Below are 20309 nucleotides of genomic sequence, written 5' to 3' on the forward strand. Positions count from 1 at the left end.
ATCGTTGAGGTTTTTCGCGAGCAAGCTCGCTCCTACAGTTGGGTTTCAGGGTTTATCTTGATCTCTGGGCCAGCTCAGGCTGAAGCACGCCCCGCCCAGGTTGTTGCTCTTGCTGATCAACGCCCGCCCGCCGTGCCAATAGATAATCCGCCGCACGATCGACAAGCCCAGGCCATGCCCGCCCGAGGCGCGGGTACGGCTGTCGTCCAAGCGCAGGAACGGCGTGAAGATCCGCTCCCAGGCGCTTTCCGGCACGCCGGGGCCGTCGTCTTCCACATCGATGCGACAACGCACCTGCCCTACCTGATAACTGATCAGCACCTGGCCCTTGGCATGGCGCATGGCGTTACTCACCAGGTTTTGCAGGGCGCGGTGCAGGTAGCGCGGTTCGGCATCGACCCAGGCGTCATTCCAATGCGCCGAGGACAGGCAAATACCCCGGGTGACGGTGACCTGCGGGCGCAATGGCGACAATTCGCCAATCACCTGGTCGAGCAATGCATTAAGGTCCACGCGCTGGAAGCTCAGCTCCGGCGCACCCTGCTCCAAGCGGGCATAAGTGAGCATCTCGTCCACCAGGCCATCGAGGTCCTGAATATCGCCGTCCATGCCTTCCAGGTATTTGCGCCGGGCTTCGGGCGTGGCGGCGTCACCGATCATCTCCAGGCCAAAGCGCAGGCGCGCGACCGGTGTGCGCAGCTCGTGAGACACCGCCCGCACCAGCTCGCGCTGAATCGCCAGCAATTGCTGCAAGTGCTCGGCCATGCCATTGAAAGCTGCCGCCAGGCGTCCGACCGAGTCGGCACCGCGAGCGGGTACGCACACTTCCAGGTTGCCCTTGGCGATACGCGTGGCCGCCGCCTCCAGGCCTTTGAGCCGGCGCTCCAGCTGACGCACCAGCAGATAGACGATCAAGCCGATCAGGGTCAGGCCGATCAATGTGATCAGGATCAGCCATTGCGCCGGGTACGGGTTCATCTGGTACAGCGGGCCGATCTCCAGCACCCACGGGGTGCCGACCATGCCGGCAAACACGCGAATCGAATCGCCGCCCTTGCCCAGCGCCATCACCGTATCGCCCTCCGCCACGCGACGACGCTGGTCGTCGTCCATGTCGGCCTGGTCAAGGGCCGTCAGGTGCATTTCAAAACCAAAACCCTTGGCGTGTTTAATGTCGGCCAGGCGCTGGGGCTGTTCGGCCACCGGGAAACGCACCAGTTCGTCGGCCAGCAGGTAAATAGTCGCACGGGCCAATTGCTCGCTGATCTGCTGCACTTCGCCGGTGAGCACCAATTGCTCTTGCTCGCTGACCAACCGCAGCACCCGCGCGGCGTGGGGGCCGGTCTGTTCCACCAGGACCTGGCCGCGTTGCAGACGGTTGCGCTGGCCCAGGTCCAATTGGGCGTCGGTGAACGTGCGCAGCTCCAGCGGAATGCCCAGCAAACGCTCCCACACCGCCAAGGCGCGCTGGCGTTCAATGGCGCTCATGGGTTGCAGGTTATCGCCCATCAACGCAAAGGTGCCGTGGGCCAGGCGCTCACGGTACTGGCCGCTGCGCACGTCATTAAGCAGGTGCAGCGCCAGGGCGCCGAGCAACGCCACCAGGATCAGCGCCGCGCACATGCCGCCGTAGATGCGCAGGAAGATCGAGTTCACAGCGGCATATCGGCAGCGGCTTCGGGGACGAACAGGTAGCCTTTGCTGCGAATGGTCTTGATCAGGCGTGGATGGATCGGATCGTCGCCGATCTTTGGCCGAATGCGCGAGATACGCACGTCAATAGAGCGATCCTGGCCGTCATAACCGATGCCGCGCAGGGCGATGAAGATTTCTTCGCGGGACAGGATGCGCCCGGCGTTCGCAACCAGCAGCCACAAGAGGTCGAATTCCGCGCTGGTCAGTTCGATGCTGCCTTCCTGCAACCAGGCTTCGCGCAAGGCATTGTCCACCACCAGCGGGCCAAACTGCAGGCGGCGCTGGGTTTCCACTGCAACGGGCAACACCGGTTCGCTGCGGCGCAGCAGCGCCTGGATACGCGCCAGCAACAAACGCGGGCGCACGGGTTTGCACACATAGTCGTCGGCGCCCATGTCCAGGCCCAGCACCTGGTCCATGTCGTCGGTGCGCGCGGTGAGCATCAGGATCACGCCGTCATAACGCTCGCGCACCTTGCGGCAGATGCTCAGGCCGTCTTCGCCGGGCAGCATCAGGTCGAGGATCACAAGGTCCGGCTGCTCGGCGATGATGCGCGCCACGGCCTTGGCACCATCGCCTTCTACCGACACGCGCAGGCCGTTGCTTTCCAGGTACTCACGGGTCAACTCGGCGAGTCGCTCGTCGTCCTCGACGATCAGTATCTGCCAGGCTTCTTGCTCCATGCGCTACCTCGTTGTTATTAGAATTTCTTCTGACCGACACAATCGAATGTGAAATACGGTCGGTGTGGGAGCTGGCTTGCCTGCGATGGCGGTGGGTCAGCGAGCCTGTGGGTGGCTGATACACCGCCATCGCAGGCAAGCCAGCTCCCACATATTGATCTTCAGCAGGCATAGCCTGTTTGTCATGTTTTGAGGGCATAACAAAGGCCGATTGTAGCCATGCACCCGCCCTTGAACACAAGCCGGGAAATCCATTCGGTCATGGCGATTTTTTGTGGTAGGGTTCGCGCCCTCAAAATTCCCGCCGGCAGTTTCTACCCGGGAATATTCGGTGACAAACGGTGTAATCCAGTAGTAATGCGGCCTACACGGGTGTTCCATGATTCATACACATTTTACCCACAGCGTTATCCACAGGTAGTGCGTTGCTAAGCCCCCCAAAACGCATTATCTTGTACCTCGGCGCTAAAAAAACCCTACATGTAGGGTTTTCAGCGAAAAGACCAAACACATATCCGGCAAGAAACTCAAGCGCTTTCTTGCTCGCGTTTGGTTGAACCAAAGCATTTTTTGAAAGCCCAAACCGCGCACGCGGATGGCAACCGTTTTCCAGCCCGATTGGCAGAAAACGGTACGGGTGTTGCAGGGCTTGAATAGGGCCACTGTCACCCACCAGGAATACGGCGAAGGGCTCCCCGGCCCCGAACCAAAGACTTCGGCATGGAAGCGGCGCGATGAGCTCCCTTCCTCCTGTCCCGAAGTTGTTATGCCAGGCCCAGGCCTGCTGTAAGTGCTTCAGGACGGAACGGTGGGCACCGTGATGGTGCCCAAATAAATATAGAATGTGGAGACACCCCCTCATGCAAACCGACACAACTCGCGAGAACCCGCAAGGCTCCGTGCCGCAGGCCGCTGATTCGAACCTGGATCTGTCCGCCACTGCACCTGGCCAACTGCGCGTGATCAAGCGTAACGGCACTGTCGTTCCTTATACCGATGACAAAATCACCGTCGCCATCACCAAAGCGTTTCTTGCAGTTGAAGGCGGCACCGCTGCCGCTTCGTCGCGCATCCACGATACCGTTGCCCGCCTGACCGAACAGGTCACCGCGACCTTCAAGCGTCGCATGCCATCGGGCGGCACCATCCACATCGAAGAAATCCAGGACCAGGTCGAACTGGCCCTGATGCGTGCCGGCGAGCAGAAAGTGGCCCGCGACTACGTGATCTACCGTGATTCGCGCGCCAAGGAACGTGCCGTACGTTCCCCGGCCGAAGAAGCCGCCGTTCAAGCGCACCCATCGATCCGCATCACCCTGGCCGACGGCAGCTTCGCACCGCTGGACCTGGGACGCCTGAACACCATCATCACCGAGGCCTGCGAAGGCCTGGAAGAAGTCGACGGTGACCTGATCCAGCGCGAAACCCTGAAGAACCTGTACGACGGCGTGGCCCTGACCGACGTCAACACCGCCCTGGTGATGACCGCCCGTACCCTGGTCGAGCGTGAGCCGAACTACTCGTTCGTGACCGCCCGCCTGCTGATGGACACCCTGCGTGCCGAAGGCCTGGGCTTCCTGAAAGTCGCCGACAGCGCCACTCACCACGAGATGGCCGACCTGTACGCCAAGGCCCTGCCGGCCTACATCGCCAAAGGTATCGAATTCGAATTGCTGAACCCGATCCTGGCCACCTTCGACCTGGAAAAACTCGGCAAGGCCATCAACCACGAGCGTGACCAGCAGTTCACCTACCTGGGCCTGCAAACCCTGTACGACCGCTACTTCATCCACAAGGACGGTATCCGCTTCGAACTGCCGCAAGTGTTCTTCATGCGCGTGGCCATGGGTCTGGCGATCGAGGAGAAGAACAAAGAAGACCGCGCGATCGAGTTCTACAACCTGCTGTCGTCCTTCGACTACATGTCGTCGACCCCGACCCTGTTCAACGCCGGTACCTTGCGTCCACAGCTGTCGAGCTGCTACCTGACCACCGTGCCGGATGACCTGTCGGGCATCTACCACGCGATCCACGACAACGCCATGCTGTCCAAATTCGCCGGCGGCCTGGGTAACGACTGGACACCGGTGCGCGCACTGGGTTCGTACATCAAGGGCACCAACGGCAAGTCCCAGGGCGTCGTACCGTTCCTGAAAGTAGTGAACGACACCGCCGTTGCCGTGAACCAGGGTGGCAAGCGCAAAGGCGCTGTGTGTGCCTACCTGGAAACCTGGCACATGGACATTGAAGAGTTCATCGAGCTGCGCAAGAACACCGGTGATGACCGTCGTCGTACCCACGACATGAACACCGCCAACTGGATCCCGGACCTGTTCATGAAGCGCGTCTTCGATGACGGCAAGTGGACCCTGTTCTCGCCATCCGAAGTACCGGACCTGCACGACCTGACCGGCAAGGCCTTCGAAGAGCGCTACGAGTACTACGAAGCCCTCACCGAGTACCCAGGCAAGGTCAAGCTGTTCAAGACCATCCAGGCCAAAGACCTGTGGCGCAAAATGCTGTCCATGCTGTTCGAAACCGGCCACCCATGGTTGACCTTCAAGGACCCATGCAACCTGCGCAGCCCGCAGCAGCACGTGGGCGTGGTCCACAGCTCGAACCTGTGCACCGAGATCACCTTGAACACCAACAAGGACGAGATCGCCGTTTGCAACCTGGGCTCGATCAACCTGCCGAACCACATCGTCAACGGCAAGCTGGACACCGCCAAGCTGGAACGCACCGTCAACACCGCCGTTCGCATGCTCGATAACGTGATCGACATCAACTACTACTCGGTGCCACAGGCGCAGAACTCCAACTTCAAGCACCGTCCGGTTGGCCTGGGCATCATGGGCTTCCAGGACGCTTTGTACCTGCAGCACATTCCTTACGGCTCCGATGCAGCCGTCGAGTTCGCCGATAAGTCCATGGAAGCGGTCAGCTACTACGCGATCCAGGCTTCCTGCGACTTGGCCGACGAGCGTGGCGCCTACGAGACGTTCCAGGGTTCGCTGTGGTCCAAGGGCATCCTGCCGCTGGATTCGCAACAGATCCTGATCGAAGCCCGTGGCCAGAAGTACATCGACGTTGACCTGAACGAAACCCTGGACTGGGCGCCGGTACGTGCCCGTGTGCAGAAAGGTATTCGTAACTCCAACATCATGGCCATCGCACCGACCGCCACCATCGCCAACATCACTGGCGTGTCGCAGTCGATCGAACCGACCTACCAGAACCTGTATGTGAAATCGAACCTGTCGGGCGAATTCACCGTGATCAACCCGTACCTGGTTCGCGACCTCAAGGCCCGCGGCCTGTGGGACTCGGTCATGATCAACGACCTGAAGTACTACGACGGTTCCGTGCAGCAGATCGAGCGCATCCCGCAAGAACTCAAAGAGCTCTACGCGACCGCGTTCGAAGTGGACACCAAGTGGATCGTTGACGCCGCCAGCCGTCGTCAGAAGTGGATCGACCAGGCCCAGTCCCTGAACCTGTACATCGCCGGCGCTTCGGGCAAGAAGCTGGACGTGACCTACCGCATGGCGTGGTACCGTGGCCTGAAAACCACTTACTACCTCCGTGCCCTGGCCGCCACCAGCACCGAGAAGTCGACCATCAACACCGGCAAGCTGAACGCAGTGTCCAGCGGCAACCACGGTGATGACTCGGTACTCGCAGCACCAGCCGGCCCGGCACCTGTGCCAAAGGCCTGCGCGATTGACGAGCCCGATTGCGAAGCTTGCCAATAAGCTGAGCCAGTCCAGGGGTATTGACCCACCGGATTGAAAAAGCCCGATAGACCCCGACTGCATAGGGTTTATCGGGCTTTTTGCTGATCGCCTTAGAGAAACGCGTACGCAATACCCTGCTTTGGCGCGCCACCTCGGCGGCCCCACAACTCCACGCGCCCGTCGATGACCGCCATCGAATGGCGATCGTAGGCCACGACACCGAGCTTGCCGCTCGCCAGCTCACTGCTTGAAGACTGCCGGTAAAGACCTTTCAAACCCAGGCGATCCAATGCTTCGTGGGGCATTTCGCCGTTGTTCAAACTTTGCATCGCATGGGCGAAGCTTCTTTTTGACTGACTAGGGTCGTCGTCCAGGCCATTCCCTTCCATCTGCGCCCGCTTGGCGCTCGCTGCGAACATGAAGTTGGCATCGGTCAGCATGCCCGGATTGTCACCCTTGAACTGTGCATACCTGGCCGCTTGCTTTAATTCATCCTTGGAGAGATTAAGTTCGAAGCCGTCGCGCATCTTCACGTGATAACCGTCTGCCGTCTCTTTTACCTCCTTGAAAACGTCGGTGGGTTTCTGGCCAAACTTCATCATTGCGCCCTTTATCGCTGACACCGTGACGCAGTTGCCATCGGGCCCCTGGCTGAATCCGCTCCAGATGTTGTCCGGCTTTTTCCCTGGGTTACTTTGATCAGGCTTGTAGTTGAAGTGCTTGGAGCCTTCGGTAATCGGCAGATTACTCATGGGCTCACTGGGCCCGAAATTGCCGGGGCTTGGCCTGCCACCACCGCCTCCGCCACCTCCCCCTCCTGGCGACGGGCCAGGAGAAGGTGGCGAAGGTTTGGGTGATATATCGTCGGTTTCCGGAAACCATTCCTTCATCAGGCGCCGCAGCATCTCCAGCCACGAGACGTCCGCCTTCGCGATCAACTCCTGCATGATCTCTTTGAATTTTTCGTCACCTAGCTCTTGGCGCTTCTCGTTCAACTGGTCACGAAGGTATTGGACGGTCTGGCTCTTGGATGTTTTCTCGGCATCCCTCAGTTGATCGAGCAGTTGCCTGACCGACTCAGCATCAGAGGACTTGCCTCCCCCGGGTTCATCCGACTGACTTTTGCGTCCGTATACACCGGCACTGAAATCACTCGGGACAAACCGATGGCTGCCTGCTGGTACCCCTTCCCACTGCTTGTACATCGCCATGCCTCTCTCCCGCTGGTCGATGGGCGACAGGCGCCCGTGCCCCGTACGTGGCGCAATGGGCGCTGGGCGTTCCAGCAGCAAGGCGAGATGAAACAGGCGGTAAACTATTAACGCGCGCACACAAAAAAGGCCCCTCGATCGAGGGGCCTTTTTGTGTGCGGGTATTAGCGCGGTGGCATCAGGTCATCTGAATGATGGTCTGCATGATGGTGCTTTGAGTGGAGATGGTCTTGGCGTTCGCCTGGTAGTTGCTCTGGGCCTTGATCAGGTCAACCAGCTCGCTGGTCAGGTTGACGTTGGAGTTCTCCAGGGAGTTGGCCACGATCGAACCCAGGGTACCGGCTTGCGGGTTGTCATAACCCGGCTGGCCCGAGGCGAAGGTCTCTTTCCAGGTGGTCGCACCGGCTGGCTGCAGGCCCTGCTCGTTGTTGAAGCTGGCCAGGGAGATCTGGCCGATGGCCTTGCTCTGCTGGTTGCTGAAAGTGGCGAAGAGGACGCCGCTGCCGTCGATCTTCAGGCCGGTGATCTGGCCGGTGGCATAGCCATCGGTGACCGGAGGGTTACGGTAGGTGGCCGAGTTGTACTGGGTAATGTTGGCCATGTTGATGGCGATACCACCCGGGTTGGCATCCGCACCGTTAGCCTTCCATACGCCGTCAGTTACCTTGCCGGGAACCCAACCGGCAACGGTCAGGGTCTTGTCGGACACACCATTGGTGACGACGGTAGTCAGATTGCCAGCGCCGTCAAAGGTCAATGTCGACGGCACAGGTGGCGTCGAAGGGGTGCCGGTCGGGGCCGAACCATCGGGGTTGCGACCGTCAATCAGGGTATAGGCATTCCACTTGTTGCCGTCGGTTTTCACCAGGTACTGCACCATCGGGTGCGCGTTACCTTGGGAGTCGTACAAGGTGGTGCTGTACTGGGTAGTGAAGGTTTCTGTCTTGGTTGGATCAAACGGCTTGGCCGCCTGGTCGATCACCGGCTCCGAGGAGTTCAGGTTGCTGGTGGAGTCGACCTTGGTGGACGCTTTGGGTGGCAGGTTCGCCAGGTTCAGTTGCAGGTCGACCAAGCCACCCTTGCTGATCTTGCCATTATCGTCCGCGGCATACCCTTGCAAGCGGGAAGTGCCGGTGTTGTTGGTGATGTAGCCGTCCTTGTCCGCACGGAAAGCGCCGCTACGGGTGTACTCCAGCGAACCGTCGCTGCCCTTCTGTACGAAGAAGCCACCGCCCTGGATCGCCATGTCGAGGATGCCGCCGCTGCCGTTGACGTCGCCCTGGGTGAACTGCTGGGACACCGCCGCCAGGTTCACACCGTTGCCGATGCTGTTCTGGCCAGTGCCCAGCTTGGAAGCCGCGTAGATATCGGCGAATTCCGCACGGGATGACTTGAAGCCAGTGGTCGCGACGTTGGCGATGTTGTTGCCGGTCACGTCCAGTTGTTTGTTGGCCGCATAGAGGCCGCTAAGGCCGATATTAAAAGACATGTTTCTCTCCCTCTGCCGTATTTAGCCGGCTCTATGTACCGATAGTCTGAATTTGCGACAGCTTGACGCTGCCCATGCCGCCTGCAAGGTTGAGCAGCATTTCGCCGCCGGTCTTGCTCAGGGTCACGCTGGTGACCGTGGCGGGCAGCGAAGTGGTCAAGGCCACTGCGTCGCCTTTGTCGTTCTTGGTGGTGGCATTGAAGGTGTAGGTGCCAGCTGGGGCAACCTCGCCCTTGTCGTTCTTGCCATCCCAGATAAAGCTCTGGGCACCGGCACTCTGGGCACCCATGTCAACGGTGCGCACCACATTGCCGTCTTTGTCGGTGATCTTGACGGAGACATTGCCCACCGCCGCGGTCACATCCACCGAACCGGTCATGCTCTTGCTGGTATCCACCATGGCCTTGTCGGTCTGGATGATGATCGAGCGCCCCACCAGCGACGAAGCCTGCAGCGCCTGCGACGAGCTGAAGTTGCTGGAGATGTTGTTCACCGAGTCGTTCAGGGTGTTGATGCCTTCCAGGCTGCTGAACTGTGCAAGCTGCGCGACGAACGCGCCGTTGTCCTGGGGCGACAGCGGGTTCTGGTTTTTCAGCTGGGTGACGAGCAGTTGCAGGAACGCATCCTTGCCCAGCGACTGATTGCCCGTCGCCGTCTTGGAAGCGTCGCTGACGCTGCTGTTGTTCGTCGCGGTCTTGACCTTGGAATTGAAAAGGTCCTGAACCGCCGTGTTGTTTGACGTATCAACGATGGCCATTATTTGGCGCCCCTTATCACTGACCCAGGGTCAGAACCTTCTGCATCATGGTTTTGGCGGTGTTCATCATTTCCGCGTTGGTCTGGAACGAGCGACTGGCGGAGATCATGTCAGCCATTTCCTCGACCACGTTGACGTTGGGGTAGTAGACGTAGCCCTTTTCGTTCGCGGCCGGGTGGTTGGGCTCGTAACGGGCCTCCAGGTTGCTCTGGTCTTCGACCACGCCCAACACCTGCACACCGGAGCCGGCGGCGTCCTGGTTCTGGAACAACGAATCGCTGCCGCTTGCCTGCCCCCCCTGGAACATGGTGGCGAACACCGGGTGGCGGGCGCGATAAGTCTGGTCAATGCTCGAGGAGACGGTTTCGGCGTTGGCGATGTTACTGGCGACGGTGTTCAAACGCGTGGTCTGCGCGCTCATGCCACTGCCGGCAATATTGAAAACACTGGACAGGGACATGGCTTACTCTCCACGCAGGGCTGACATCAGCCCTTTGAATTTGCTGTTGAGCAGGGTGAAGCTGGCCTGGAAGTTCACCGAGTTTTCGGCGTAGTTCGATTGCTCCAGCTGGGCGTCGACGGTGTTCTGGTCGATCGACGGCTGCATCGGTGTGCGATACAGCAGCGACTCGTCACCCTTGCTCAGGCCTTGCGCTTCAATATGACGGCTGTTGGTCATATTCAAGGCGAAGGTGCCGTTCTTGGTCTTGTCCTGTTGTGCGGCGAGCACAGCGGAGAAGTCCAAGTCCCGAGCCTTGTAGTTCGGGGTGTCGGCGTTGGCAATGTTGTTAGCCAGGACTTCGGCACGCTGGGCGCGGAAGCCCAGGGCTTGTTCGTGGATACCGAGCGCTTTATCGAAGCTGATGCTCATGGCGGAAACCTTTAGGCTGACCTGCTGTTCGTTAGCAGGGTTATAGCAAGGTGCATGCCAATCTTGCGGGAGCCCGTATATCAAGGGTTTCGAGGGGAGTTGCCGGTGGCTCTGCCAGAAAAGCGGCAAGCGATTTCCGCGTAGTGCCAGTAAAGCGGCAATCGGCAGTTGCCGCTTTACGCCAGCTTGCCGAGAAAACAAATGTGGGAGCTGGCTTGCCTGCGATGGCGGAGTACCTGCCGACCTATTCATCGACTGACACACCGCCATCGCGGGCAAGCCCGGCTCCCACAGTTCTATTGCCTACACCAAGGCTTACTTGGCCTGGTAGATGATCCCCGGGCTGCATTGCACCATCTGGAAGTGATCCGGCAGCCCATTGAGCGCCTCGGAAGCACCGAGGAACAAATAACCTCTACGCTTGAGCGTGCCATGGATACGCAACAGGATGTCTTTCTTCACTTCAGCCGAGAAATAGATCAGCACGTTGCGGCAGAACACCATGTCGAACTTGCCCAGGCTGGCGTAGCTGTCGAGCAGGTTGAACGAGCGAAATTCGACGCGGTTCTTGATCGGCGCCTTGATCGCCCAACGCCCTGCCCCTTTGGGATCGAAGTAGCGTTGCAGGCGTTCCTGGGACAACCCTCGGCCCAGCGCCAGGCTGTCGTACTCACCGGTCTTGCAGTTGGTGAGCATGGTGCCGGACAAATCCGTGGCCACAATTTGCGCGCCGGCTTTCAACTGGCCCATGTTGGTCCGCTCGAACTCATCGATGGACATCGAGATCGAGTACGGCTCCTGCCCCGAAGAACAGGCCGCCGACCAGATACGCAGGCGCTGGCCCGGGCTGGCCTTGATGGCTTCGGGCAACACTTTGTTCTTGAGCACTTCAAAGGGATAGGTATCGCGAAACCATAAGGTTTCGTTGGTGGTCATGGCATCGACCACCATTTCCTTGAGCCCACTGCGCGGCTGACCCTGGATCCGCTGGACCAACTCACCCAGGGATTTGATGCCCTGCTGTTCCATCAGCTTGTTGAGGCGGCTGGATACCAGGTACTGCTTGTTTTCACCGAGCAATATGCCACAGGCTTTTTCCAGGAAGACCCGGAACTGTTCGAAATCCAAATTACCCGTAGACAATGATGCCGCCTCTTAAATCGTGTGACCGCCAGGGGACATCCCCTAGCCGTGATCTGCTGCCTTGATCCGGTCGACTACCCGGGATGCGAGGTCATCAGGACGGAATTTGGCCAGGAAGTCATCCGCACCGACCTTCTTGACCATTGCCTGATTGAATACCCCCGACAACGAAGTATGCAGGATGATATGCAATTTTTGCATGCGTGGATCGTTACGTATCTCGGCCGTGAGTGTGTAGCCGTCCATTTCCGGCATCTCGATGTCAGAGATCATCATCAAGAATTCTTCTTCGGGCTTCTTGCCTTCGTCCGCCAGCTTGCGCAGGTAATCCAGGGCTTGTCGGCCGTCATTGAGGGCTACCACCTCCACCCCGACGGTTTGCAGGCAACGTGTGACCTGCTTGCGCGCCACGGAAGAGTCGTCCACGGTCAACACGCGCAGCGAAACCGCCTTATGTGCCGTTTCGGCATCCACCACGCCAACGGAGATGGTTTCCGAGGTGGGAGCCACTTCGGCGAGGATCTTCTCCACGTCGATGATTTCCACCAACTGATTGTCAACCCGCGTCACCGCCGTCAGGTAGTGATCGCGTCCCGTGCCCTTGGGCGGCGGATGGATCTCTTCCCAGTTCATATTGACGATGCGCTCCACCGAGCGCACCAGGAAACCCTGGGTCTTGGTGTTGTATTCGGTGATGATCACGAAAGGGTTCTGGCGGTCTTGCAAACCCGCGGCCCCCGTGGCCATTGCCAGGTCAAGAATCGGAATGGTCGCGCCACGAATGTTGGCCACGCCACACACTACCGGACTGGACTTGGGCATGATCGTCAATTTGGGACATTGCAGCACTTCACGCACTTTAAACACGTTGATGCCATACAACTGATTGCCATCCAGGCGGAAAAGCAACAACTCCAGGCGATTCTGCCCTACCAGCTGTGTGCGCTGGTTTACTGAATCCATTACACCTGCCATGCCCAGACTCCTAAATCCTAGGGGTACGACGCGTACCCAACACTAAACGGCACGAGCTTTGCTATTTACTGAGTATGGATATTAAAACGACAGTTTCCCGACACCCTGGCCGCTCACGCTACCGCAGACTGCTCTGCGCCGCGATGGCGCTGCTTGTCTCGGGCCTGGGCGTCACGGCCCGCGCCGACAACGTTACCCTGCCTGATCTACTTATCGGCGTCACCCAAGGCTTTCTTGAGTTCACTGTAGAAGATTATCTGGCGACCACCCAGACGCCGGGGCGTTATGAAATTCAGGTCAACCAGTTAGACCCACGCTTGCGCATGCCACTGTGCGACAAGGAATTGACAGCCACCCTGGAAAGCCCCGCCCAGCCCATCGGCCGTGTGACCGTAAAGGTGCGCTGTGAGGGCGCCTCGCCCTGGACGGTTTTTGTACCGGCTCAGGTCAAGCTGTTTCGCGATGTGGTGGTCGTGGCGCGACCGTTGAAGCGCACTGGCATCATCGGCTACGACGATGTGGCGTTGCGCGAGCGGGACATCAGCCTGATCAACCAGGGCTACCTGACGTCGCTGGACCAGGCCGTCGGGCAGAAACTTACGCGCCCCGTAGTCACCGACCAAGTCCTCACGCTGGTTCATCTGGAACAGGCCGAGGTGATTCGCAAGGGTGACCAGGTGGTGATTTCCGCCAGCAGTGGCGGCCTGAATGTCAGAATGCCAGGCGAGGCGTTGTCCAACGGCGGCATGAGCGAACAGATCCGCGTCAAGAACCTCAACTCCAATCGCGTGATCAAAGCACGGGTCACGGCGCCAGGCCAGGTCGAGGTGGCGCTATAGATGACTGGAATCAAATGCCAGCTTTTCCTACACTGTGTGCTGGATATTGAGCCGAACAGGTTTATTGTCAATCGAGCCTAAAGTTTGCCCGGGTATGGCCGAAAACATGGCAAGCGTCCAAATACCCAGAGGTTTTTCAACATGGTCATTGATTTCAGTCGTTTGAATAACGCCCCGGCCTTGCCCGGCAGTACGCGCACCGGCGGTGCCAAGGACAGCGTAGAAGCCAAGCCGCAGCCCTTGCCTGCCAAAGCAGAACAGGCCGCCGCCAGCCAGAGTGGGGAATCGGTACACCTGAGCAATGAGGCTCAACAGTTGCAGAAGGTCACTGACTCGCTGCGCGATCAACCCGTCGTCAACAAAGCCCGCGTGGCCGAGTTGAAACAGGCGATCGCCGATGGCAGCTATAAAGTCGACAGCAACCGTGTAGCCAGCAAGCTGCTCAACTTCGAAGCCGAGCGCTAGGCAAAGGCCTGCGCAAGGCTTTTGGACGCTTAAAACCCAAGGCCAGCCATGCACCACGACGAATATTTGCTCCAACTGATCATTGATGATCTGGCACCGACGCAACAATTGCTCGAGTTGCTTAAGGAAGAATCCCTGGCCTTGTACGGCCGAGATATGCCCTTGCTGGAAGAAATCCTGGCGCGCAAACAATCGCTGATTGTATTGCTTGAACAGCATGGCAAGAAGCGCAGTGAGATTCTGATCAGCCTGGGCCTGCCTGCCGATCATGACGGCCTGGCGCAACTGGCCAGCCACTCTTCAGTGGGCGATCAACTGCTGGCACAAAGCAAAGAACTCAATCATTTGCTCGCCCAGTGCCAGGACGCCAACCTGCTCAACGGTCAGTCGATCCAGCTTCAGCAAGCCACGACCGCCAATCAGTTGCGCATACTGCACGGCGGAGAGCCTCCGGCGCTTTACAACGCCCAAGGCTCCACCTCACGCCTGGTCAAGCCAAGCACCCGCAGCCAAGCCTGACGCCGGTTTACAGCGCGACCTATCCAAGGCGCGCTACATACTGGCAAAATGCCGGTTCTTGCGTGTAGTCGTATTTTGCCTGGAGATGGAAGAACCGTGTTCAACGCCCTTAATGCGGAAGATGCACCGCAGCCACCCAAGGTACTCACCACGCCTCTGGAAATCGCCAGCACGTTGCGGATGCTGCAAGAAAGTCATGACCCGCTGATCATCACTTTCCACGAACGCAGCCAGCGCTTCCAGAGCTACCTGGTGGACATCGACCGGGACAGCAAGACGCTGGTACTGGACGAAATGATTCCCCGTGACGGTGAACGCTATCTTGAGAATGGCGAAGCTTTCCGTATCGAAGGTTTCCATGAGGGTGTGCGGGTTGCCTGGGAAAGCAATGGCACGTTGACCATCAGCGAAAAAGGCGGCCACCGTATCTACAGCGGCAGCCTGCCCGGCGAAGTGGTTTACCATCAACGACGCAATGCCTTCCGCGCTGCTCTCAAGCTCGCGCAATTGGTGGACATTCAGTTGGGTGGCGAGAAGCTCAAGGCACCTATCAGCGGTAAGCTGCTGGATATCTCGGCAACCGGCTGCAAATTGCGCTTTGAAGGCGATATCTCCGAGCGTCTGCAGCTGGGCCAGGTCTATGACCGCTTTATCGCTGCCCTGCCCTTCGGCAGCATGACCACCTCTGTGGAACTGCGCTACCTGCACTTCGAAGACAAGATCAACACCACCTTTGCCGGCGTGCGCTTTCACAACATGAGTGGTCTGGTGCAGCGGCAAGTGGAACGCTTTGTCTACCAATTACAGCGTGAAGCTCGGCGCTTCGATAAAGACGACGATCTTTAAGCGTTAGACGCAGAGATAAAAAAACGGGCAGATCCTGATGGGATCTGCCCGTTTTTTTGTTCAGGGGCGTGCCCTGCTTAAGTCATGGGGATGCTCGTCCGGGTCTGGTGGCTCGTGCGGCTCTTCGCTCGTCGGCTCCTCGGTTTCAGGGGCAGGCTCTGGATCAGGCACAGTCACTTGCATCTGGTCCTGTACCACCTGCTCATCCACCCGCGGGTCAAGGGCAGCCACCAAAGGTGAACTGGACATGCTGTCGGGCATTGCCACGTGATGCAGCGGTGCGTCGTCGACCTGATGCAGGTTGGTCACCGCCTTGGGTCGAATGCGCCACACCAGGATCAACGCACACAAGCTGAAAAACGCATAGAGCATCTGGCTGCCGAATAGCTTCATCACCACACCGGCCAACAGTGGCCCCACGCTGGCGCCGATCCCGTAGGTCACCAGCAGCATGGCCGTCAGTGATACCCGGCGATCGCCTTCCACATGGTCGTTGGAAAAGGCCACTGCCAAAGGGTAAAGACAGAACTGCACCAGCGAACAGAAGAAGCCTGCCACGAACAGTACTTCCAACGGTACCTGCGTCATGATTGCCAACGGCAAGGCCGTCACCGCCAGGCACAAGGCAAAGCAGCGAATCAGCAGCGCGCGATCATAGCGGTCCGACAACCAGCCCAGCGGCCACTGCACGACCAATCCAGCAAAAATGCAGCTACCCATGAACAGGCCGACTTGCTCAGTCGTCAGGCCCTGCTGAGAGGCGTAGAGCGGTGCCAAGCCGTAGAACGAACCGACGATCAACCCGGCGCCCAACACGGTGCTGAGCGACTGCGGCACGCGCTTGATAAAAAAGCGCGGCTCCATCGGGGCCGGGTGCAGTGGGGCCGGGTGAATGCGCCGGGTCATGGCCACCGGGACCAGACACAGCGCGAAGCACAGCGCCACGAGCATTAACAGCTCAAGCCCCAGATGGGGATGCATGACCAGGATCAACTGGCCCAGAACCAGCCCAAGGTAGGACGCAATCATGTAGCCGCTGAACACTACGCCACGCTGCTTGGCATCCGCCTGCTCATTGAGCCAACTCTCGATAACCATGTACTGGCACATCATCCCCAGGCCCACGATCATCCGCAGCACAATCCAGGCTGGCAGCCAATCAACCAAACCGTGACCCAGCACTGCTGCGCCGACGATCCCCGCGCAGGTGGCGTAGGCACGAATATGCCCGACCCGGGCAATCAGGCGGTGCCCGAGCTTGCCGCCCAGCACCAAGCCAAAATAGTTGGCAGCCATCAGCGCACCGACCCACAAGCTGTCGACATTGTCTGCTGCCAGACGCAAAGCCAGATAAGTACTAAGCAGGCCGGAGCCGATCAGCATCATCAAGGAGGCGAAATAAAGGGCTCGAAAAGATTTCCAGATCTGGCGCATCGGCGTTCCGAGCGGCTCCTTGCAGTGAGGGGTAGGGCTATCAGCATGATAGTCCGGGGCGGTTGAGTCCGGACAGGCGGCAGGGCCTGTTTCCGGGGATTATTTTGTTTCACAGCTCAGACGCTACGTGGATGTCAGTGAGGTACATAACCGTGGAGATAAATACACGGCGCACCACCTGTGAACCTTGATCACACGCAAGGTTCGACTCGTATTAGGGTATCTGCACAAAAGACTTCGATAGAACACTGTGCAAGCTTCGCAGGCGTCCGACTTTCAAGCGCCCAAAACAAAACCCCAACTGCTTTCGCAATTGGGGTTTCGGAATTTAATCTTGACGATGACCTACTCTCACATGGGGAAACCCCACACTACCATCGGCGATGCATCGTTTCACTGCTGAGTTCGGGATGGGATCAGGTGGTTCCAATGCTCTATGGTCGTCAAGAAATTCGGGTACTGAGTCGTGGCCAGTTGGCCTCGCTTCAGCAAATTGGGTATGTGATAGATCTCGGTGTTTTGTGAGCGTCGAACTTTCGGTTCATCTTCGTCTTCACACACCGCAATCTGATGCTCGTTAGAGTAGTCAAATTGCTTGGGTGTTATATGGTCAAGCCTCACGGGCAATTAGTATTGGTTAGCTCAACGCCTCACAGCGCTTACACACCCAACCTATCAACGTCGTAGTCTTCGACGGCCCTTCAGGGAACTCAAGGTTCCAGTGAGATCTCATCTTGAGGCTAGTTTCCCGCTTAGATGCTTTCAGCGGTTATCTATTCCGAACATAGCTACCCGGCAATGCCACTGGCGTGACAACCGGAACACCAGAGGTTCGTCCACTCCGGTCCTCTCGTACTAGGAGCAGCCCCTCTCAAATCTCAAACGTCCACGGCAGATAGGGACCGAACTGTCTCACGACGTTCTAAACCCAGCTCGCGTACCACTTTAAATGGCGAACAGCCATACCCTTGGGACCGGCTTCAGCCCCAGGATGTGATGAGCCGACATCGAGGTGCCAAACACCGCCGTCGATATGAACTCTTGGGCGGTATCAGCCTGTTATCCCCGGAGTACCTTTTATCCGTTGAGCGATGGCCCTTCCATACAGAACCACCGGATCACTAAGACCTACTTTCGTACCTGCTCGACGTGTCTGTCTCGCAGTCAAGCGCGCTTTTGCCTTTATACTCTACGACCGATTTCCGACCGGTCTGAGCGCACCTTCGTACTCCTCCGTTACTCTTTAGGAGGAGACCGCCCCAGTCAAACTACCCACCATACACTGTCCTCGATCCGGATAACGGACCTGAGTTAGAACCTCAAAGTTGCCAGGGTGGTATTTCAAGGATGGCTCCACGCAGACTGGCGTCCACGCTTCAAAGCCTCCCACCTATCCTACACAAGCAAATTCAAAGTCCAGTGCAAAGCTATAGTAAAGGTTCACGGGGTCTTTCCGTCTAGCCGCGGATACACTGCATCTTCACAGCGATTTCAATTTCACTGAGTCTCGGGTGGAGACAGCGCCGCCATCGTTACGCCATTCGTGCAGGTCGGAACTTACCCGACAAGGAATTTCGCTACCTTAGGACCGTTATAGTTACGGCCGCCGTTTACCGGGGCTTCGATCAAGAGCTTCGCGTTAGCTAACCCCATCAATTAACCTTCCGGCACCGGGCAGGCGTCACACCCTATACGTCCACTTTCGTGTTTGCAGAGTGCTGTGTTTTTAATAAACAGTCGCAGCGGCCTGGTATCTTCGACCGGCATGAGCTTACGGAGCAAGTCCTTCACCCTCACCGGCGCACCTTCTCCCGAAGTTACGGTGCCATTTTGCCTAGTTCCTTCACCCGAGTTCTCTCAAGCGCCTTGGTATTCTCTACCCAACCACCTGTGTCGGTTTGGGGTACGGTTCCTGGTTACCTGAAGCTTAGAAGCTTTTCTTGGAAGCATGGCATCAACCACTTCGTTACCTAAAAGGTAACTCGTCATCAGCTCTCGGCCTTAGAATCCCGGATTTACCTAAGATTCCAGCCTACCACCTTAAACTTGGACAACCAACGCCAAGCTGGCCTAGCCTTCTCCGTCCCTCCATCGCAATAACCAGAAGTACAGGAATATTAACCTGTTTTCCATCGACTACGCTTTTCAGCCTCGCCTTAGGGACCGACTAACCCTGCGTCGATTAACGTTGCGCAGGAAACCTTGGTCTTTCGGCGTGGGTGTTTTTCACACCCATTATCGTTACTCATGTCAGCATTCGCACTTCTGATACCTCCAGCAAGCTTCTCAACTCACCTTCACAGGCTTACAGAACGCTCCTCTACCGCATCACTTACGTGATACCCGTAGCTTCGGTGTATGGTTTGAGCCCCGTTACATCTTCCGCGCAGGCCGACTCGACTAGTGAGCTATTACGCTTTCTTTAAAGGGTGGCTGCTTCTAAGCCAACCTCCTAGCTGTCTAAGCCTTCCCACATCGTTTCCCACTTAACCATAACTTTGGGACCTTAGCTGACGGTCTGGGTTGTTTCCCTTTTCACGACGGACGTTAGCACCCGCCGTGTGTCTCCCATGCTCGGCACTTGTAGGTATTCGGAGTTTGCATCGGTTTGGTAAGTCGGGATGACCCCCTAGCCGAAACAGTGCTCTACCCCCTACAGTGATACATGAGGCGCTACCTAAATAGCTTTCGAGGAGAACCAGCTATCTCCGAGCTTGATTAGCCTTTCACTCCGATCCACAGGTCATCCGCTAACTTTTCAACGGTAGTCGGTTCGGTCCTCCAGTTAGTGTTACCCAACCTTCAACCTGCCCATGGATAGATCGCCCGGTTTCGGGTCTATTCCCAGCGACTAGACGCCCTATTAAGACTCGCTTTCGCTACGCCTCCCCTATTCGGTTAAGCTCGCCACTGAAAATAAGTCGCTGACCCATTATACAAAAGGTACGCAGTCACCCAACAAAGTGGGCTCCCACTGCTTGTACGCATACGGTTTCAGGATCTATTTCACTCCCCTCTCCGGGGTTCTTTTCGCCTTTCCCTCACGGTACTAGTTCACTATCGGTCAGTCAGTAGTATTTAGCCTTGGAGGATGGTCCCCCCATATTCAGACAAAGTTTCTCGTGCTCCGTCCTACTCGATTTCATGACTAAGAGATTTTCGCGTACAGGGCTATCACCCACTATGGCCGCACTTTCCAGAGCGTTCCGCTAATCTCAAAGCCACTTAAGGGCTAGTCCCCGTTCGCTCGCCACTACTAAGGGAATCTCGGTTGATTTCTTTTCCTCAGGGTACTTAGATGTTTCAGTTCCCCTGGTTCGCTTCTTGCACCTATGTATTCAGTACAAGATAACCATCTTATGATGGCTGGGTTCCCCCATTCAGACATCTCCGGATCAAAGTCTGTTTGCCGACTCCCCGAAGCTTTTCGCAGGCTACCACGTCTTTCATCGCCTCTGACTGCCAAGGCATCCACCGTATGCGCTTCTTCACTTGACCATATAACCCCAAGCAATCTGGTTATACTGTGAAGACGACATTCGCCGAAAATTCGAATTTCTCAGTTAAGAGAACTCACAAATTTTACCTTAGCCTGATCCGTTACCAGTGAAAGTAACGTTCAGTCTATCTTTCTATCACATACCC

At 57.7% G+C, this 20309-nt stretch carries 15 protein-coding genes and 2 rRNA genes; 5 read left to right on the top strand and 12 right to left on the bottom strand.

Features of this window, described 5'->3' with window-relative positions:
• Nucleotides 1–45: 45 nt before the first annotated feature.
• Nucleotides 46–1656 carry an ATP-binding protein gene (locus V8689_RS21570; protein ID WP_056786933.1) on the bottom strand — a complete coding sequence of 537 codons (1611 nt, stop codon included), beginning with the start codon at nucleotides 1654–1656 and terminating at the stop codon, nucleotides 46–48.
• On the bottom strand, nucleotides 1653–2378 hold the full coding sequence (locus V8689_RS21575) for a response regulator (RefSeq protein ID WP_032895658.1): 726 nt from the start codon (nucleotides 2376–2378) through the stop codon (nucleotides 1653–1655). The genes V8689_RS21570 and V8689_RS21575 overlap by 4 nt, the downstream gene beginning before the upstream one ends.
• An 860-nt stretch (nucleotides 2379–3238) precedes the next feature.
• Here V8689_RS21575 and V8689_RS21580 point away from each other — a divergent pair.
• Complete coding sequence (locus V8689_RS21580) at nucleotides 3239–6133, top strand: ribonucleoside-diphosphate reductase subunit alpha (protein ID WP_032879843.1); 2895 nt, start codon at nucleotides 3239–3241, stop codon at nucleotides 6131–6133.
• A 92-nt stretch (nucleotides 6134–6225) separates the two neighbouring features.
• Here the strand turns inward: V8689_RS21580 and V8689_RS21585 are convergent, their stop codons facing one another.
• The 7 genes from V8689_RS21585 to V8689_RS21615 form a co-directional block, all read right to left on the bottom strand.
• Entirely contained in the window at nucleotides 6226–7326 is a 1101-nt protein-coding gene (locus V8689_RS21585; protein ID WP_177343006.1) for a hypothetical protein, read from the bottom strand.
• A 178-nt stretch (nucleotides 7327–7504) separates the two neighbouring features.
• On the bottom strand, nucleotides 7505–8815 hold the full coding sequence (gene flgE / locus V8689_RS21590; RefSeq protein WP_056786935.1) for a flagellar hook protein FlgE: 1311 nt from the start codon (nucleotides 8813–8815) through the stop codon (nucleotides 7505–7507).
• Nucleotides 8816–8846: 31 nt separating this feature from the next.
• Nucleotides 8847–9572, bottom strand: coding sequence for a flagellar hook assembly protein FlgD (flgD, locus tag V8689_RS21595; protein ID WP_032895651.1), 726 nt, complete (start codon nucleotides 9570–9572; stop codon nucleotides 8847–8849).
• 16 nt (nucleotides 9573–9588) lie between these two features.
• On the bottom strand, nucleotides 9589–10032 hold the full coding sequence (gene flgC / locus V8689_RS21600) for a flagellar basal body rod protein FlgC (RefSeq protein ID WP_044267590.1): 444 nt from the start codon (nucleotides 10030–10032) through the stop codon (nucleotides 9589–9591).
• 3 nt (nucleotides 10033–10035) lie between these two features.
• A complete protein-coding gene (flgB, locus tag V8689_RS21605; protein WP_003193573.1) occupies nucleotides 10036–10443 on the bottom strand; it encodes a flagellar basal body rod protein FlgB in 408 nt (135 codons plus the stop codon).
• A 315-nt stretch (nucleotides 10444–10758) separates the two neighbouring features.
• A complete protein-coding gene (cheR, locus tag V8689_RS21610; protein ID WP_434520616.1) occupies nucleotides 10759–11586 on the bottom strand; it encodes a protein-glutamate O-methyltransferase CheR in 828 nt (275 codons plus the stop codon).
• Between the two features lie 42 nt (nucleotides 11587–11628).
• Nucleotides 11629–12561 (bottom strand): chemotaxis protein CheV, encoded by a 933-nt coding sequence (locus tag V8689_RS21615; RefSeq protein ID WP_003193578.1) that lies wholly within the window; start codon nucleotides 12559–12561, stop codon nucleotides 11629–11631.
• A 74-nt stretch (nucleotides 12562–12635) separates the two neighbouring features.
• On the opposite strand from V8689_RS21615, the gene flgA reads away from it, so the two are divergent.
• The 4 genes from flgA (at nucleotide 12636) to V8689_RS21635 (ending at nucleotide 15230) form a co-directional block, all read left to right on the top strand.
• On the top strand, nucleotides 12636–13400 hold the full coding sequence (flgA, locus tag V8689_RS21620; RefSeq protein ID WP_032895647.1) for a flagellar basal body P-ring formation chaperone FlgA: 765 nt from the start codon (nucleotides 12636–12638) through the stop codon (nucleotides 13398–13400).
• Between the two features lie 141 nt (nucleotides 13401–13541).
• Nucleotides 13542–13865 carry a flagellar biosynthesis anti-sigma factor FlgM gene (flgM, locus tag V8689_RS21625; protein ID WP_056786938.1) on the top strand — a complete coding sequence of 108 codons (324 nt, stop codon included), beginning with the start codon at nucleotides 13542–13544 and terminating at the stop codon, nucleotides 13863–13865.
• A gap of 48 nt (nucleotides 13866–13913) precedes the next feature.
• Complete coding sequence (locus V8689_RS21630) at nucleotides 13914–14384, top strand: flagella synthesis protein FlgN (RefSeq protein ID WP_056786942.1); 471 nt, start codon at nucleotides 13914–13916, stop codon at nucleotides 14382–14384.
• A gap of 96 nt (nucleotides 14385–14480) precedes the next feature.
• Entirely contained in the window at nucleotides 14481–15230 is a 750-nt protein-coding gene (locus tag V8689_RS21635; RefSeq protein ID WP_014719585.1) for a flagellar brake protein, read from the top strand.
• Between the two features lie 60 nt (nucleotides 15231–15290).
• On the opposite strand, the gene V8689_RS21640 is transcribed toward V8689_RS21635, so the two are convergent.
• The 3 genes from V8689_RS21640 to V8689_RS21650 all read right to left on the bottom strand — a co-directional run bounded on the left by V8689_RS21640 (nucleotide 15291) and on the right by V8689_RS21650 (nucleotide 20162).
• Nucleotides 15291–16664 carry an MFS transporter gene (locus tag V8689_RS21640; protein ID WP_056786944.1) on the bottom strand — a complete coding sequence of 458 codons (1374 nt, stop codon included), beginning with the start codon at nucleotides 16662–16664 and terminating at the stop codon, nucleotides 15291–15293.
• A 332-nt stretch (nucleotides 16665–16996) separates the two neighbouring features.
• A 5S ribosomal RNA gene (rrf, locus tag V8689_RS21645) occupies nucleotides 16997–17112 on the bottom strand.
• Nucleotides 17113–17270: 158 nt separating this feature from the next.
• Nucleotides 17271–20162: ribosomal RNA gene (locus V8689_RS21650) — 23S ribosomal RNA — on the bottom strand.
• Between the last annotated feature and the right edge of the window lie 147 nt (nucleotides 20163–20309).

The organism is Pseudomonas sp. AK181, assembly GCF_051122975.1.
GTDB lineage: Bacteria > Pseudomonadota > Gammaproteobacteria > Pseudomonadales > Pseudomonadaceae > Aquipseudomonas > Aquipseudomonas lactis.

Coding starts and splice junctions, on each gene's coding strand:
- V8689_RS21575 (WP_032895658.1), bottom strand. CDS start 2,378: ATGGAGCAAGAAGCCTGGCAGATACTGATCGTCGAGGACGACGAGCGA.
- V8689_RS21580 (WP_032879843.1), top strand. CDS start 3,239: ATGCAAACCGACACAACTCGCGAGAACCCGCAAGGCTCCGTGCCGCAG.
- V8689_RS21585 (WP_177343006.1), bottom strand. CDS start 7,326: ATGGCGATGTACAAGCAGTGGGAAGGGGTACCAGCAGGCAGCCATCGG.
- flgE (WP_056786935.1), bottom strand. CDS start 8,815: ATGTCTTTTAATATCGGCCTTAGCGGCCTCTATGCGGCCAACAAACAA.
- flgD (WP_032895651.1), bottom strand. CDS start 9,572: ATGGCCATCGTTGATACGTCAAACAACACGGCGGTTCAGGACCTTTTC.
- flgC (WP_044267590.1), bottom strand. CDS start 10,032: ATGTCCCTGTCCAGTGTTTTCAATATTGCCGGCAGTGGCATGAGCGCG.
- flgB (WP_003193573.1), bottom strand. CDS start 10,443: ATGAGCATCAGCTTCGATAAAGCGCTCGGTATCCACGAACAAGCCCTG.
- V8689_RS21615 (WP_003193578.1), bottom strand. CDS start 12,561: ATGGCAGGTGTAATGGATTCAGTAAACCAGCGCACACAGCTGGTAGGG.
- flgA (WP_032895647.1), top strand. CDS start 12,636: ATGGATATTAAAACGACAGTTTCCCGACACCCTGGCCGCTCACGCTAC.
- flgM (WP_056786938.1), top strand. CDS start 13,542: ATGGTCATTGATTTCAGTCGTTTGAATAACGCCCCGGCCTTGCCCGGC.
- V8689_RS21630 (WP_056786942.1), top strand. CDS start 13,914: ATGCACCACGACGAATATTTGCTCCAACTGATCATTGATGATCTGGCA.
- V8689_RS21640 (WP_056786944.1), bottom strand. CDS start 16,664: ATGCGCCAGATCTGGAAATCTTTTCGAGCCCTTTATTTCGCCTCCTTG.